This is a genomic window from Streptomyces sp. NRRL S-118 (assembly GCF_000716335.1).
Taxonomy (GTDB): domain Bacteria; phylum Actinomycetota; class Actinomycetes; order Streptomycetales; family Streptomycetaceae; genus Streptomyces.
The window spans coordinates 1-16361 of sequence record NZ_JOBL01000161.1 but is presented as its reverse complement, the minus strand read 5'-3'; the positions used below and the strand labels follow the sequence as shown (position 1 = coordinate 16361).

At 70.8% G+C, this 16361-nt stretch carries 13 protein-coding genes; 6 read left to right on the top strand and 7 right to left on the bottom strand.

Annotated elements, in window-relative coordinates; genetic code table 11:
* Positions 1–91: 91 nt before the first annotated feature.
* On the bottom strand, positions 92–3631 hold the full coding sequence (dnaE, locus tag IH00_RS0101925; RefSeq protein WP_031068834.1) for a DNA polymerase III subunit alpha: 3540 nt from the start codon (positions 3629–3631) through the stop codon (positions 92–94).
* Between the two features lie 248 nt (positions 3632–3879).
* Between dnaE and IH00_RS0101920 the strand changes: the two genes are divergently transcribed.
* The 5 genes from IH00_RS0101920 to IH00_RS0101900 all read left to right on the top strand — a co-directional run bounded on the left by IH00_RS0101920 (position 3880) and on the right by IH00_RS0101900 (position 9925).
* Positions 3880–5214: a DUF2252 domain-containing protein gene (locus IH00_RS0101920; protein WP_031068833.1), complete on the top strand. Its 1335-nt coding sequence runs from the start codon at positions 3880–3882 to the stop codon at positions 5212–5214.
* Positions 5215–5290: 76 nt separating this feature from the next.
* Positions 5291–5983, top strand: coding sequence for a hypothetical protein (locus tag IH00_RS0101915; RefSeq protein WP_031068831.1), 693 nt, complete (start codon positions 5291–5293; stop codon positions 5981–5983).
* Positions 5984–6056: 73 nt separating this feature from the next.
* Positions 6057–6872: a DsbA family protein gene (locus IH00_RS0101910; protein ID WP_031068828.1), complete on the top strand. Its 816-nt coding sequence runs from the start codon at positions 6057–6059 to the stop codon at positions 6870–6872.
* Between the two features lie 114 nt (positions 6873–6986).
* Positions 6987–8630 (top strand): alkaline phosphatase D family protein, encoded by a 1644-nt coding sequence (locus IH00_RS0101905; protein WP_031068826.1) that lies wholly within the window; start codon positions 6987–6989, stop codon positions 8628–8630.
* Positions 8631–8956: 326 nt separating this feature from the next.
* Positions 8957–9925, top strand: a complete 969-nt coding sequence (locus IH00_RS0101900; protein WP_031068824.1) for a zinc metalloprotease — start codon at positions 8957–8959, stop codon at positions 9923–9925.
* A 151-nt stretch (positions 9926–10076) separates the two neighbouring features.
* On the opposite strand, the gene IH00_RS0101895 is transcribed toward IH00_RS0101900, so the two are convergent.
* On the bottom strand, positions 10077–10646 hold the full coding sequence (locus IH00_RS0101895; RefSeq protein WP_031068823.1) for a dienelactone hydrolase family protein: 570 nt from the start codon (positions 10644–10646) through the stop codon (positions 10077–10079).
* Between the two features lie 38 nt (positions 10647–10684).
* Here IH00_RS0101895 and IH00_RS0101890 point away from each other — a divergent pair, with 38 nt between their 5' ends.
* Entirely contained in the window at positions 10685–11851 is a 1167-nt protein-coding gene (locus tag IH00_RS0101890; protein WP_031068822.1) for a mechanosensitive ion channel family protein, read from the top strand.
* 32 nt (positions 11852–11883) lie between these two features.
* On the opposite strand, the gene IH00_RS0101885 is transcribed toward IH00_RS0101890, so the two are convergent.
* The 5 genes from IH00_RS0101885 to IH00_RS38675 form a co-directional block, all read right to left on the bottom strand.
* A complete protein-coding gene (locus IH00_RS0101885; RefSeq protein WP_031068821.1) occupies positions 11884–13470 on the bottom strand; it encodes a Na+/H+ antiporter in 1587 nt (528 codons plus the stop codon).
* 83 nt (positions 13471–13553) lie between these two features.
* On the bottom strand, positions 13554–14021 hold the full coding sequence (locus tag IH00_RS0101880; RefSeq protein WP_031068820.1) for a GNAT family N-acetyltransferase: 468 nt from the start codon (positions 14019–14021) through the stop codon (positions 13554–13556).
* A complete protein-coding gene (locus tag IH00_RS0101875; protein WP_031068817.1) occupies positions 14018–14959 on the bottom strand; it encodes an RluA family pseudouridine synthase in 942 nt (313 codons plus the stop codon). Before IH00_RS0101875 ends, IH00_RS0101880 begins: the two co-directional genes overlap by 4 nt.
* 17 nt (positions 14960–14976) lie before the next feature.
* On the bottom strand, positions 14977–15537 hold the full coding sequence (lspA, locus tag IH00_RS0101870) for a signal peptidase II (RefSeq protein WP_031068815.1): 561 nt from the start codon (positions 15535–15537) through the stop codon (positions 14977–14979).
* 59 nt (positions 15538–15596) lie between these two features.
* The coding region (locus IH00_RS38675; protein ID WP_420710848.1) for a TraR/DksA family transcriptional regulator at positions 15597–16361 on the bottom strand (765 nt) is incomplete at its 5' end.

The following is a 16361-nucleotide window of genomic DNA, read 5'->3' as shown; positions in this document are numbered from 1 at the left end:
GTCCGTGACGGCGCCGAGACCGTGTGACGTGCCAGAAGGGGCGCGCCCGTGACGACGGGCGCGCCCCTTCCGCGTGCGACGGGAAGGCCGGTCAGCCGGCCAGGCAGGACGGGCCGAGCAGCACCTTCAGGTCGCCGAAGAGCGCGGGGTCCGGCTGGACGCGGTGCCGGTCGAGCCGCAGCACGGTGGTGGACCGCGGCCCCTGGAGCTTGATCCGTACCTCGGTGTTGCCCTTGTGGTGGCTGAGGATCTCGCCGAGGCGGCTGACCATCGGCGGTGTGACCTTCACCGTGGGGATGGTGAGGACGACGGGCGCGTTGGTGCCGGCCGAGGACAGGTCGGGGACCATGAGCTCCATCGCGACGAGCCGCGGCACGTCCTCGCGCTTGTCCAGGCGGCCCTTGACGAAGACGACCGTGTCCTCGACGAGCTGGGTGGACACCAGCTGGTACGTGGCCGGGAAGAACATGCACTCGATGGAGCCGGCCAGGTCCTCGACGGTGGCGATGGCCCAGGCGTTGCCCTGCTTGGTCATCTTGCGCTGGAGGCCGGAGATGATGCCGCCGATGGTGACGACCGCGCCGTCGGCGTGCTCGCCGCCGGTGAGCTGGGAGATCGCGGCGTCCGTCTTGTCGGACAGCACGTGCTCGATGCCGAAGAGCGGGTGGTCGGAGACGTAGAGCCCGAGCATCTCGCGCTCCTGGGCGAGCAGGTAGGACTTCTCCCACTCGATGTCGGAGAACTCCACGTCGAGGCCGAAGCCCGGTTCGCTGCTGTCCTCGTCGCCCATGCCGCCGAAGAGGTCGAACTGCCCCTCGGCCTCCTTGCGCTTGACCGCCACCACGTTGTCGATCATCGCTTCGTGGTGGGCGACCAGGCTCTTGCGGGTGTGGCCCATGGTGTCGAAGGCGCCGGCCTTGATGAGCGACTCGACGGTGCGCTTGTTGCAGACGACCACTTCGACCTTGTCGAGGAAGTCGGGGAAGGAGCTGTACTTCCCCTTCGACTTGCGGCACTTGATGATCGACTCGACGACGTTCGTACCGACGTTCCGCACGGCGGAGAGGCCGAAGAGGATGACGTCGTCACCCTGGGCGGCGAAGTTCGCCTCGGACTCGTTGACGTTGGGCGGCAGGACCTTGATGCCCATGCGGCGGCACTCGTTCAGGTAGACGGCGGACTTGTCCTTGTCGTCCTTGACCGAGGTGAGCAGCGCCGCCATGTACTCGGCCGGGTGGTTGGCCTTGAGGTACGCGGTCCAGTACGAGACGAGGCCGTATGCGGCGGAGTGCGCCTTGTTGAAGGCGTAGCCGGCGAAGGGGACCAGCACGTCCCACAGCGCCTGGATCGCCTCGTCGCTGTAGCCGTTCTTCTTGGCGCCGGCCTGGAAGATGGTGAAGTTCTTCGCCAGCTCCTCGGGCTTCTTCTTGCCCATGACGCGGCGGAGGATGTCGGCCTCGCCCAGCGAGTAGCCGGCGATGATCTGGGCGGCCTTCTGCACCTGCTCCTGGTAGACGATCAGGCCGTAGGTGACGCCGAGGACCTCCTTGAGCGGTTCCTCCAGCTCCGGGTGGATCGGCGTGATCTCCTGCTGCCCGTTCTTGCGCAGCGCGTAGTTCGTGTGCGAGTTCATGCCCATCGGGCCCGGCCGGTAGAGGGCCGAGACAGCGGAGATGTCCTCGAAGTTGTCGGGCTTCATCAGCCGCAGCAGGGACCGCATGGGGCCGCCGTCGAACTGGAAGACGCCGAGGGTGTCGCCGCGCTGGAGCAGCTCGAAGGTCGTCGGGTCGTCGAGCGGCAGGCTCAGGAGATCGATGTCGATCCCCTTGTTGGCCTTCACCATCTTGACGGCGTCGTCCATGATCGTCAGGTTGCGCAGGCCCAGGAAGTCCATCTTCAGCAGGCCGAGCGACTCGCAGCTCGGGTAGTCCCACTGCGTGATGGTGACGCCGTCGGTGTGCCTGACCCAGACGGGGACGTGGTCGACGATCGGCTCGCTGGACATGATCACGCCGGCGGCGTGGACGCCCATCTGCCGGACCAGGCCCTCGACACCGCGGGCGGTGTCGATGACCTTCTTCACGTCCGGTTCGTTCTCGTACATCCCCCGGACCTCGCCCGCCTCCGAGTAGCGGGGGTGGGAGGGGTCGGTGATGCCGGAGAGCGGGATGCCCTTGCCGAGGACGTCGGCGGGCATGGCCTTGGTGATGCGGTCGCCCATCGCGTACGGGTAGCCCAGCACGCGCGCGGAGTCCTTGATCGCGTTCTTGGCCTTGATCGTGCCGTACGTGCCGATCATGGCGACCTTGTCCTCGCCGTACTTCTCGGTCACGTACCTGATCACCTCGACGCGCCTGCGCTCGTCGAAGTCGATGTCGACATCGGGCATGGAGACGCGCTCGGGGTTCAGGAAGCGCTCGAAGATCAGGCCGTGCGGGATCGGGTCGAGGTCGGTGATGCCCAGGGCGTAGGCCACGATCGAGCCGGCCGCGGAGCCTCGGCCGGGGCCCACCGCGATGCCCTGGTTCTTGGCCCACATGATGAAGTCGGCGACGACGAGGAAGTACCCCGGGAACCCCATCTGGATGATGACGTCCATCTCGTACTCGACCTGCTGCTGGCGGTCCTCCGGGATGCCGCCGGGGAAGCGGCGGTGCATGCCGCGCTGGACTTCCTCCTTGAACCAGCTGACCTCGGTGTGGCCCTCGGGGATGTCGAACTTCGGCATGAGGTCGCGCTTCTCGAACATGCCGGCGGTGTCGACCTGCTCGGCGACCAGGAGGGTGTTGGCGCAGCCCTCCTGCCAGGCGTCCGAGGAGTCGATGGCGTACATCTCGTCGGTGGACTTGAGGTAGTAGCCGGTGCCGTCGAACTTGAAGCGGTCGGGGTCGGAGAGGTTCTTGCCGGTCTGGATGCACAGCAGCGCGTCATGGGCGGAGGCCTCGTGCGCGTACGTGTAGTGCGAGTCGTTGGTGACCAGGGGCGGGATGCCGAGCTTCTTGCCGATCTCCAGCAGGCCGTCGCGGACCCGGCGCTCGATCTCGATGCCGTGGTCCATCAGCTCCAGGAAGTACCGGTCCTTGCCGAAGATGTCCTGGTACTCGGAGGCCGACTTGAGGGCCTCGTCGAACTGGCCGAGGCGCAGCCGGGTCTGGAGTTCGCCCGAGGGGCAGCCGGTGGAGGCGATCAGCCCCTCCGACCATTTGGCGATGGTCTCCTTGTCCATGCGCGGCCACTTCTGCAGCCAGCCCTCCTTGTACGCGTCGGAGGAGAGCCGGAACAGGTTGTGCAGGCCGGTCGCGTTCGCCGCCCAGATCGTCTTGTGGGTGTAACCACCCGAACCGGAGACGTCGTCCCGCTTCTGGTGGGGCTGGCCCCACTGGATCTTGCGCTTGTTCCGGCGCGACTCCGGGGCGACGTACGCCTCGATGCCGATGATCGGGGTGACCCCCGCCTTCTTCGCGGAGTGGAAGAAGTCGTACGCCCCGTGGAGGTTGCCGTGGTCCGACATCGCGATGTGCGTCATGCCCATCTCGTTGCAGGCGTTGAACATGTCCTTGAGCCGCGCGGCACCGTCCAGCAGCGAGTACTGGGTGTGCACGTGAAGGTGCGTGAACGGCGGCTTCGACACGGCTGCGGCCTCCGGGGGTCGGGGATGGGGGACAGCCGGAAGTCTACGTCTCCCCACCGACACCCGGACGCGGCGGCGCGGGTCCCGACGGGGTCCCGGTGCCGCCGCCCGAGGGGCGGCGGGCGGGCACGCGGCGATACGGTCACGCGTTGAGACGGACGGACCACCCGTCCGTTTTGTCATGTACGAAGCCCTGCACGAATCCACGCACGCAACCGTGCGCGCACCGCACCAGGAGGCACCCCGCGATGTCGGTCACCCAGCCCACCGTCGAGGAACGCGGTGAGCAGATCCTCTCCGTCTTCGGCACCGCCTTCGGCGAGCTCCTGGCCGCCGACCCGGCCGCCTTCCGGGTCAAGTTCCGGAAGATGGCCGCCTCGGCCTTCGCCTTCTACCGGGGCACGGCATGCCTCTTCTACGCCGACCTGGACCAGGAGCAGCGGGGCGGGCCGTACCTGGACGAGCGGACGAGCCGGGTCTGGATCCATGGTGATCTGCACGCCGAGAACTTCGGCACGTACATGGACGCCAACGGCCGGCTGATCTTCAACGTCAACGACTTCGACGAGGCGTACGTCGGGCCGTTCACCTGGGACCTGAAGCGGCTGTCGGCCTCCCTGGCGCTGATCGGCTACACCAAGGCGCTGAGTGACGAGCAGATCACCGAGCTGGTGCTGATCTGCGCCGCCGCGTACCGGGAGCGGATCCACGCGCTGGCGAGCGGCGGCGGGCGCGGCGGGGCGGCGGAGCTGCCGCCCTTCACCCTGGACACGGCCCAGGGGCCGCTGCTGGACGCGCTGCGCGTGGCGCGCTCGCTGACCCGGTTCGGGCTGCTGGAGTCGATGACCGAGATCCGGGACTTCGAGCGGCGCTTCGGTTCCGGTGCCGGGACGGTCGAGCTGGACGCGGCGACCCGGTACAAGGTGCTGGCGGCCTTCGACGGCTACCTGGAGACCCTGCCCGAGTCCAGCCTGGCCCGGCCCGACTCGTACCGCGTGAAGGACGTGGTGGGGCGGCGCGGCATCGGCATCGGCTCGGCCGGGCTGCCGTCGTACAACATCCTGCTGGAGGGCAACAGCGACGCCCTGGAGAACGACGTCGTGATCTACATGAAGCAGGCGCAGACGCCCGCGGTGTCCCGCCACGTGACGGATCCCGCGGTGCGCGCGTACTTCCGGCACGAGGGGCACCGCACGGTCATCTCGCAGCGGGCGCTCCAGGCGCACGCGGACCCGTGGCTGGGCTGGACCGAGCTGGACGGGGCGGGGCAACTGGTGGCGGAGGTCTCGCCGTACGCCGTGGACCTGGACTGGTCGGACATCGACGACCCCGAGGAGATCGCGGCGACCGTCGCGGACCTGGGGCGGGCGACGGCGACGATGCACGCGGCGGCGGACGACGAGAGCGGCCACTCCCTGGTGCCGTTCTCCACGGAGCGGGCCATCGACGCGGCGATCGCCGCGGACGAGGAGGGTTTCGGCGCCCTCCTGGTGGACTTCGCGCACCGCTACGGCGCCCGGGCGCGGGCGGACCACCAGATCTTCGTCGACCTGTTCCGCAACGGCCGCATCCCGGGACTGTGAGGGACCGGCCGGCCCCGGCGGGACGGCCGGATCCTTAGGGACCGCTTACCGGCGGACATGGCACACTCTGTCGGCGATGGAAGACATATCCGGGACCCGGCTCAGGGGGCTGCGGGCGGCGCTCTTCACGGCACTCGTCGTGACGCTGTCCGCCGCCTCCCACGTGCTGCTGTCCCGGACGCCGCTGCCCCTCATGACGGTCGCCGCCGTCACGGCCGGAGTGTTCGCCGTGGCGTACGCGCTCGCGGGCGGCGCGGAGCGGGGCTTGTGGCGGATCGCGGGTCTGCTGGTGCCGCTGGAGCTGGCCGCCGACACCGTGTTCACCTCCGGTCAGCACGCCTGTTACGGCCCGGCCGGCGGCCCCGTGGCGGGCTCGCTGCGCGCGGTGGGCGTCGACGTGCTGTGCGGGGGCGCGGTGGGCGGGCCGCTGCCCGCGGTGGCCGGGCCGCCCGGCGGCGCGGCCGGCCTGCTGCACTCCCCCGACCCGGCGCTGCCCTGGCTGCTGCTCGCCGCGCACGTCTCGGTCGGGCTGGTCGCCGCGGCATGGCTGCGCCGCGGCGAGAGCGCGCTCGCCTCGCTGGTGCGGACGGCGGCGGTGTCCGCGTTCCGGCCGCTGCTGGTGGCGGTCGCCGTGGTGGGGACGTTCCGGCGCGCCGTACGGCGGGGCCCGCGCCCTCTGGTCCGCCCGCTCCCCGCCCGGCGCGGGCTCCTCGTGCACTCCGTGGCCCGGCGTGGACCGCCGCCCTGCCCGGCGGCTCTCCCCGCCTGAGCCGAGCAGAGCCTCGCCGGGCGTTCCCGGCAGTCCACCCCTCACCTCACACTTTCCACGGAGAAGTACGACCATGAGTGCACGCAACAGCCAGGCGAACAAGGCGGCGGCCCGCGAGCGGCTGCGCCAGGAGCGCGAGCGTCAGGCCAAGAAGGACAGGATGCGCCGGCAGATCACCGTCGGCGTCTCGGCCCTCGCCGTCCTGGGGCTGGCCGGAGGCATCGGCTACGCGGTCGTGCAGGCGAACAAGCCCTCCCACTGGGAGGCCATGAAGGACGAGAAGAACGTCACGGCACCGAAGAACACCACCGGCGACGACGGCACCACGATCGTCATCGGCAAGCCGGCCGCCAAGAAGACGCTGGAGCTGTACGAGGACTCCCGCTGCCCGATCTGCGCCGTCTTCGAGCAGCAGGTCGGCGAGACCATCGAGAAGGACGTCGACGCCGGCAAGTACAAGATCCGGTACATCGGTGCGACGTTCATCGACAACAGCGACCAGGGCGAGGGTTCCAAGAACGCCCTCTCCGCGCTGGGCGCCGCCCTGAACGTCGGCCCGGAGGCGTTCCTGGACTACAAGGCGGCGCTGTACTCCGCGAAGTTCCACCCGGAGGAGTCGCAGGACAAGTTCGCCAAGGACTCCTACCTGCTGGAGGTGGCGGAGTCGGTGCCCGCGCTGAAGAACAACGCCGCCTTCAAGAAGGACGTGGAGAAGGGCACCTTCGACGCGTGGGCGATGAAGATGTCCGCGTCCTTCGACGACAGCGGGGTCAAGGGCACGCCGACGCTGAAGATGGACGGCAAGACCATCACGGGCGCGGACGGCCAGGGCGCGCCCATGACGGCGGCCGAGTTCACGACGGCGGTCGGCAAGGCCCTCAAGGGCTGACCGGAGCGCGGCCGTCCCAGCAGGTGAGGGCGGTCCGGCGCGGGGGCCACGGGCAGGCGAACTTTCCGGTTTTCGCCTGCCCGTTGGTCGTACTGATCAGTAATGTGATGGTCCGTGACCAGTCGACACATTCCTGCCCCGAGCCGCCGCGCGGTCGTCAAGGCCGCCGCCGCCACCGCGGTCGCCGCTCCCGTCCTCGCCGCCGCCCCGTCCGCCGCCGCGGACACCCGCACGCCCGTCTTCCTCCACGGTGTCGCCTCCGGCGACCCCCTCCCCGACGGCGTCCTGCTGTGGACGCGCGTCACGCCGGCCGCCGACGCGGTGCCAGGGTCCGGCAAGGGCCCGGACGCGGAGGTCAGATGGGAGGTCGCGCAGGACCGTTCCTTCACCGGTGTCGTCGCCCGGGGCACCGTCACGGCGACGGCAGCCACGGACCACACCGTCAAGGTGGACGTAAGAGGCCTGCACCAGGCGACCGACTATTACTTCCGGTTCACCGTGGGGACGGAGGTCTCCCCCGTCGGCCGTACCCGCACCGCCCCGGCCGCCGACGCCGCCGCGCCGGGCATCCGGTTCGGCGTGGTCTCCTGCGCCAACTGGGAGTCGGGCTATTTCTCCGCGTACCGCCACCTCGCCGCCCGCGCCGACCTGGACGCGGTCCTCCATCTCGGCGACTACATCTACGAGTACGGCTCCGGCAGCTACCCGAAGCCGGAGCACGTGGTCCGTCCGCACGCCCCGGTGCACGAGATCGTCACGCTGGCCGACTACCGGCTGCGCCACGCCACCTACAAGTCGGACCCCGACCTGCAGGCGCTGCACGCCGCGCACCCGGTGATCGCGATATGGGACGACCACGAGTTCGCCGACGACACGTGGTCCGGCGGGGCCGACAACCACACCCCCGGCGCGGAGGGCGAGTGGGCGGCGCGCGTCGCGGCGGCCAAGCAGGCGTACTTCGAGTGGATGCCGGTCCGCACCTCCACGGAAGGCACCGTCTACCGGCGGCTGCGCTTCGGCAAGCTGGCCGATCTGCACCTGCTGGACCTGCGCTCGTTCCGTTCGCAGCAGGCGCCGGCGGGCAGCGGCCGGGTGGACGACCCGGACCGCACGATCACGGGGCGCGCCCAGCTGGACTGGCTGAAGTCGGGGCTGGCGGCCTCCGACAGCGCCTGGAAGCTGGTCGGCACATCGGTGATGATCTCGCCGGTCGCCTTCGGCTCCCTGCCGGCCCATCTCCTGGAGCCCGTCGCGGAGCTGCTGGGCCTGCCCGCGGGCGGGCTGGCCGTCAACGCGGACCAGTGGGACGGCTACACCGACGACCGCAAGGAGCTGCTCGCGCACCTCACGGACCGGTCCATCGCCAACACCGTCTTCCTCACCGGTGACATCCACATGGCATGGGCCAACGACGTACCGGTGAAGGCGGCGACGTACCCGCTGTCGCGGTCGGCGGCGACCGAGTTCGTGGTGACGTCGGTGACCTCCGACAACCTGGACGACATCCTCGGGGTGGCGCCCGGCACGGTCTCCATGGTGGCCGCCGGAGCCGTCAAGGCCGCCAACCGCCACGTCAAGTGGATCGACATGGACAACCACGGCTACGGCGTCCTGGACGTGACCGCCGAGCGCGCCCAGATGGACTACTACGTCCTGTCCGACCGGACCCGGCCGGACGCCTCGTCGGCGTGGATCCGCTCATACCGGACGGTGAGTGGAACGCAGAAGGTCGAGCGGGTGTACGCGCCCGTACGCTGAGGCGACCCCTAGGGTCGATTTTCGGCCATCCTGCCGGGTGTTAACGGGAGATCACACGGCCGTCACGGGTGGTGTGTTCGACAGATCGAATACGGACACACCACCCGCCCGCGGTGGCGCATTCGTTACGTGCGCGTCTCAACACCCGGGACGGACCGAAGGATTTCTCCCTGATGTCTTCAATTACTCAACGATTGATTGGGCTTGTTCACTGCTCATCAAGATCTGACATGGCCACGTAATCTCCCCGCGGTGGCGAGGAAGGCCCTCTCCACAACCCCCCGCGAGGAGTCACCATGCGTGCTCTTGCCCGAATATCTCCGCGTATGCACCGCCGTGCACTCGGCACGGCGGTCCTGGCCGGAACCCTGGCCCTCTTCCCGCTCTCCGCCCCGACGGGTGCCGCCGCCGCCAAGGCACCCGCCGCGGCCGCCGCGGAGGAGTGCGCGGACGACGCGGTCACGAGCGCCACCGCGCGCGAAGGCCGTCCCGGAGGCACCGGGCACGCCCACGAGCCCAACGAGGTCACCGACGCCAAGGCCAAGGCCATGGACGCGGACCTGAAGAAGAGACTCGAGGCCGCGCGGGCGAACGGCGCTCGCGGCTTCGCCGCCACCGCCACCACCATCCCGGTCTACTTCCACGTCATCCACGACGGCGAGACCGGCAAGCTCAGCGCGACCGACATCGACCAGCAGCTCGCCGTCCTCAACTCGGCGTTCGGCGGCCAGGGCACCGGCAACGCCGACTCCGGCTTCCAGTTCACGCTGGCCGCCACGGACTACACGAACAACGCGGCCTGGTACAACCTCAGCTCCGGCTCCCCCGAGGAGAAGGCCATGAAGTCGGCGCTCCGCAAGGGCGGGGCGAACGCGCTCAACTTCTACACCGCCAACCTCGGCGGCGGGCTGCTGGGCTGGGCCACCTTCCCGTCCTCGTACCGGTCCAACCCGACGATGGACGGCGTCGTCGTGCTCGACTCCTCGCTGCCGGGCGGGTCGGCCGCCAACTACGACGAGGGCGACACCGGCACGCACGAGGTCGGCCACTGGATGGGGCTGTACCACACCTTCCAGGGCGGCTGCAACGGCAACGGCGACTACGTCTCCGACACCCCGGCGGAGAAGAGCCCGGCGTACGAGTGCCCGACCGGCCGTGACAGCTGCGCCAGCAAGACGGGTGCCGACCCCATCCACAACTTCATGGACTACACCTACGACGCCTGCATGTACCAGTTCACCTCGGGCCAGGTGCAGCGCATGAAGGACCACTGGACCGCCTACCGCGCCGTCTGACGGCCGCACCGCACCGCCGCGGTCACCCGCGGCCGGTCGCTCGCCCGCGGTCGCGCCCCGGCCACCGGACCCGTCCGGCAGCCGGGGCGCACCCCTGTGCCGGCCAGGGCCCTGTCTTCCGGACCTCGCGGGCCTGACCCGGAGGACAGGCCTAGAGGCCCTGCACGAAGTCCACGGCGATCCGGAAGGTCCGCTCGGCGGCGTCCTCGTCGTAGTCCGGCAGGCCGGGGTCCGTGTACAGGTGACCGGCGCCCTGGTAGCGGTAGACCTCGGGGTCCGCGCCGATCTGCCGCATCCTCAGGTACCAGGCGTTCAGCCAGTCGTCCGGTTCGAAGGGGTCCGGAGCGGCGACGTGCAGCTGGACCGGCAGCTCGTCCACCGACGCGTTCGGCGCGATGTCGGACGTGCCGTGCACCAGCAGCAGCCCGCGGGCCTTCTCATCACCGAGGGCCAGCGTCTGGGCGATGGAAGCGCCCAGCGAGAACCCCGCGTACACGAGCCCTCGCTCGGAGTACGGCGCGGCGGCGAGGACCGCCCGCTTGAGCAGCTCCTCCTTGCCGATCCCCTCCTTGATCGCCATGCCCTCCTCCACCGTTCCGGCAGTTTGACCGCCGTAGAGGTCGGGCACGTGCACGTGGTGCCCGGCCGCGCGCAGCCGGTCGGCTGCCGTGTGGACGGCCGGGCGCAGACCGTAGGCCGAGTGGAAGAGCATGATGTCCATCCGGCCATCCTGCCAGCCGTCGTCGGAGTCCCGGACCCATGGAGAACGTACTGCGCCCGTTGACCGTCCTCGGTGGGTCGGTCGTGCTCACGCTGCTCGTCGGCTGGCTGGCCGACGTGCTGCTGCGCCGCATCGACGCCCGGCACCCGGAGACCCCCTTGTGGGACCTGCTGCGCCGCTGCCGCATACCGCTGCAGGTGGTCATGCTCACCGCCCTGCTGCGCGGCTCGTACCGGCAGACCAGGTGGCAGGTCATCGTCTCCCACCAGACCGCCATCGGCCAGGTGCTCGGTCTCGTCCTGATCGGGGCCGGCGCCTGGCTGGTGGTGCGGATCGCCGCCGCCATAGTGGAGTCCAGTTACGCCCGTTACGCGTCCTCCACGCGCGACGCGGCCCGGGTGCGCCGGGTCCGCACCCAGGTGACGCTCATCATGCGGATCGTCACCGCCGTGGTCGGTGTGGTGGCGGTCGCGGCGATGCTGCTGACGTTCCCGGACTTCCGCACGATCGGCACGTCCATGCTGGCCTCCGCGGGCATCATCGGCATCGTCGCCGGTGTCGCCGCCCAGTCCACCCTCGGCAACCTCTTCGCCGGCTTCCAGATCGCCTTCGGCGACATGGTCCGCATCGGTGACACGGTCGTCGTGGACGGCGAATGGGGCGTGGTGGAGGAGGTCACGCTGACGTTCCTGGCCGTACGGACCTGGGACGAGCGCCGGATCACGATGCCCGTGTCGTACTTCACCAGCAAGCCGTTCGAGAACTGGTCGCGCGGCGGCGCCCAGATGACCGGCACGGTCTTCTTCCACCTCGACCACACGGCACCGGTCGGCCTGATGCGCGACAAGCTCCAGGAGATCCTGCACGCCTGCTCCGCCTGGGACGGCCGTGACTGGTCGCTGGCCGTCACCGACACCACGCCCACCACGATCCAGGTGCGCGCGGTGGTGACGGCGAAGGACGCCGACGACATCTGGACCGTGCGCTGCAGCGTGCGGGAGCAGATGGTCGCCTGGCTGTGCCGGGAGCACCCGTACGCGCTGCCGCGCGTCGCCACGGCCACCGCCGCGCCCGCGCCGTCGCCGGACGGGCAGTGGCACGACCACCGGCCCCCGCGGGCGGCGGAGGTCCACAGCAACAACGTCGACGCGTACGTCGTACGGGACGCGGAGCAGAAGCCCGGCGTCCGCACCGGCCGCGGATAGCGGCAGCGGCAGGCGGCTCGCGCCCTGCGGCCTCAGCGAAGGCTGTGGACGTCCAGTTGCCGCAGCACCCGGTCGACGACCTCCGGGTCGGCGCCGGGTTCGCTGCGCGCGGCCAGCACCTCGTGGCGGGCGGCCGACAGCATCTCGTGCTGGATGCGCTGCACCGCCTTGAAGCGCTCCGCCCTCCGGGCCGCCGACGACCGCCGCTCCTCGTCCAGCACGTCCGGGCTGATCCTCACGCCCACCTCGAACGCGATGCGCTGGAGCCGCTCCTGGAGCTCCTCCGGCAGCTCGTCGACCTCCTGGATCTCCTTCAGGCGCCGTTTGGCGGCCCGTGCGGCGCGCAGGGCCAGGCTCCGCTCGAACTCCCGCTCCGTGTCCGTGTCGGCGCGTACGCCGAGCTTCCCGACCAGCCACGGCAGGGTCAGGCCCTGGAAGAGGAGGGTCGCGACGATGACGCAGAAGGCGATGAAGATGATCTCGTCACGCCATGGGAAGGGCGCCCCGTGGTCGTCGCGCAGCGGGACGGCGAGGGCCAGGGCGACCGACGCCACACCCCGCATGCCCGACCACCACATGACGACGGTCTCCCGCCAGCTGACCGGGATGTCCTCGTCGTAGTCCCGCCGCGAGTGCAGCCGCTTGGCCAGCCAGGTGGCGGGCAGCAGCCACCCCAGGCGTACGCCGACGACGCAGGCGGCGACCGCGCCGCCCCAGCCGAGCATCTCCAGCTCCCGTCCCTCGGCCGTGCCGAAGACGTGGTGCAGCTCCAGCCCGATCAGCCCGAACGCGATACCCGTGACCAGGACGTCGACGACCTCCCAGAACGCCCGGCCCGCCAGACGGCCCATCACGTCGTCGGCGTCTGCCGCGTGTTCGGCGAGGTAGAGGGCGATGACGAGGACGGCGAGGACGCCCGAGCCGAGCAGCCGGTCCGCCAGGACGTAGCCGACGAACGGCACCAGCAGGGTGAGCCCGGTCTGCAGGGTGGGGTCACCGAGCATGCCCATCAGCTTGTTGGACAGCCAGCCGAGCGCCAGCCCGACGACGACGGCGACCACGGCCGACAGCGCCAGCTCCCCCACCGCCTCCCCCCAGGAGAACGTTCCGGCGAGCGCCGCCCCGATCGCCACGTGGTACAGCACGATCGCGGTGACGTCGTTGAACAGCCCCTCGCCCTCCAGGATCGACACGAGCCGCCGCGGCAGCCCGAGGGACCCCGCCACGGCGGTGGCCGCGACCGGGTCGGGCGGCGCGACGAGCGCACCCAGCGCGACGGCGGCGGCCAGCGGCAGCCCGGGGACGACAGCGCTCGCGACGGCCGCCACGGCGGCGGTGGTCACGAAGACCAGCGCGACGGCGAGCAGGAAGATGGGCCTCCTGTTGGCGGTGAACTGGCGCCAGGAGGTGCGCTGGACGGCCGCGTACAGCAACGGCGGCAGGACCAGGGGCAGGATGTAGTCGGGCGGGAGCTCGATGTTCGGCACGAAGGGGAGCAGGGCGAGGCCCATCCCGCCGATCGTCATCAGCACCGGTGCGGGCAGGCCCAGCCGTTCCCCGAGGGGCACGGTCACCACCGCGCCCAGCAGCAGCACGAGGAGCAGAGCCAGTTGGTCCACGGTGCGCCCTTCCGCCCGCGAGGACCCGGTCGGAGGGTCCGGTCAGTCCGAGACGATCAGCACCCTCAACCCTGCCACGCGCGTCAGAGCATCCGCCGCATGGCGAGATGCGGCATGCCCGCGTCCTGGAACGGCGTGCCGTAGGCCTCGTACCCGAGCCGCTCGTAGAACCCCAGCGCCTGCGTCTGGGCGTGCAGGTCCACCGCGGTCAGCCCCCGCGCGCGTGCCGCCTCCTCGATGGCGCGCACGAGCGCCACGCCGGCCCCGAGGCCGCGGGCCGCCTTCACGACCGCCAGGCGGCCGAGCGAGCCGACGCCGTCGGCGCCGCCGGTCCTGCCGGCCGCGTCCGGCCCGTGCAGCAGCCGCCCGGTGCCCAGGGCGGTGCCGTCGGAGCGGCGGACGGCCAGGACGTGCACGGCGGTCGCGTCGTAGGCGTCGTACTCGATCTCCTCGGGGACGCCCTGCTCGACGACGAAGACCTCGTGGCGAACGGCGAAGCCCGCCTTCAGGTCCTCGTCGGTCACCGCCTCCCGGACGAGGAAGGGGCTCATGCGCTCTCCGCGGCGATCGTGTCGAGGGCGTGCTGGAGGTCGTCGGGGTAGCTGCTCGCGAACTCCACCCAGCGGCCGTCCGCCGGGTGCTCGAAACCGAGCCGCACCGCGTGCAGCCACTGACGGGTCAGGCGCAGGCGCTTGGCCAGCGTCGGGTCGGCGCCGTACGTCAGGTCGCCGACGCACGGGTGGCGGTGGGCGGACATGTGGACCCGGATCTGGTGGGTGCGGCCCGTCTCCAGCTTGATGTCGAGCAGGGAGGCCGCCCGGTACGCCTCGATGAGGTCGTAGTGCGTCACGGAGGGCTTGCCCTCGGCGGTGACGGCCCACTTGTAGTCGTGGTTCGGGTGGCGGCCGATGGGGGCGTCGATCGTGCCGCTCAGCGGGTCGGGGTGGCCCTGGACGAGCGCGTGGTAGCGCTTGTCGACCGTGCGCTCGCGGAACTGCGCCTTGAGGAGCGTGTACGCCCGCTCCGACTTGGCCACGACCATGAGCCCGGAGGTGCCGACGTCGAGGCGGTGCACGATGCCCTGCCGCTCGGCCGCGCCGGACGTCGAGATGCGGTAGCCGGCCGCGGCGAGGCCGCCGATCACGGTGGTGCCGGTCCAGCCGGGGCTCGGGTGGGCGGCCACGCCGACCGGCTTGACGATCACGACGATGTCGTCGTCGTCGTGGACGATCTCCATGCCCTCGACGGGCTCGGCGACGATCTGCACGGGCGCGGCGGGCGCCGGCATCTCCACCTCGAGCCAGGCACCGCCGCTCACCCGCTCGGACTTGCCGACGACGGCGCCGTCGACGAGCACCTTCCCGGCGGCGGCCAGCTCGGCCGCCTTGGTGCGGGAAAACCCGAACATACGGGCGATGGCGGCGTCGACGCGCTCGCCCTCCAGACCATCGGGAACGGGCAGCGTACGGATCTCGGGAATCGTGCTCACCCGTCGAGTATGCCTTGTCAGTCCTTGTGGACGGTCCCGTCGGGGTCCAGGCCCCGGAACGACAGGATCACGATCAGGAACCCGCCGCACACGATCGCCGAGTCGGCGAGGTTGAAGACGGCGAAGTGCGCGGGGGCGATGAAGTCCACCACCGCGCCCTGGAAGACGCCGGGCGACCGGAAGATCCGGTCGGTGAGGTTGCCGAGCGCCCCGCCGAGCAGCAGACCGAGCGCGATCGCCCACGGCAGGCTGTACAGCTTCCGCGCCAGGCGGATGATCACCACGATCACCGTCGCCGCGATGACCGTGAAGATCACGGTGAAGGCCTCACCGATCCCGAACGCGGCACCCGGGTTGCGCACCGCCTCGAACCGCAGCAGGTCGCCGATCACCTCGATCGGCTCGTGGTGCTCCAGCTTGGCCACCACGACCATCTTGCTGCCCAGATCCAGCAGGTAGGCCACGAGAGCCACGGTGAAGAGCGCGAGGATCCTGCGCCTTCCCCTGGGCCGCTCGACGGGCGTCGCGGCCTCGTCCCCAACATCCGGCGTACCGATGGTGCGCTCCGCCTCTGCCACGTGAGTCCCTCAACCTAGGTGCCTGACTGACCACGAGGGTACGGCACACACGTGCGGGTTCAGCCTCGCCGTTCCTGCTTCTGCTTGTCCTCCACGCAGAGGGTGGCCCGTGGGAACGCCTGCATGCGCGCCTTGCCGATCGGCTTGCCGCACACCTCGCACAGGCCGTACGTCCCCGCGTCGAGCCGCTGGAGGGCGTGCTCGATCTGCTCCAGGGTGGCCCGGGCGTTGGCGGCGAGCGCCATCTCGTGCTCGCGCGTGATGTTCTTCGTACCGGTGTCGGCCTCGTCGTGACCGGCACCGTCCCCGGAGTCCCGCATCAGGCCGGACAGCGCCTCCTCGGAGGCGGCGAGCTCGGCCTGGAGCCGTGCCACCTCGCCCTCCAGCTCGGCGCGGGCCTCCGCGACCTCCTCGGGGCTCCACGGCTCCTCGCCGGGCCGTACGGCCAGCTCCTCGGGCGCCGCACCGGCGATGCCCCGTGCCTGCGGCACCGGCTTCATGGCCCCTGCCGCCTGCGCCGGGGTCACATCCGCGATCTTCTTCGCTGCCACCGTCCTGGCTCCCGTCTTCTCCGCGGCCTGCGCCGCCCCCTCGGCCGCGGGTGCGGCCTTCCGGGCGGCCGCCTTGACCGCCCGCTTCTTCCCGCCCGCCTTCTCGGCCGGCGCCTCGCCCTTCGCGGCCCTTCTCCCCGCGCCGGCCATCGCTTCGCCCTCGCCCGCCTCCGCGGTGACCGTCCCGCCCGCCACCCTCACGGCGGCCACCTTCTCGGCGCCGGCCTTCTTGCCGGGTGCCTTCTTGCCGGGTGCCGTTTCCGTGAGCGCCTC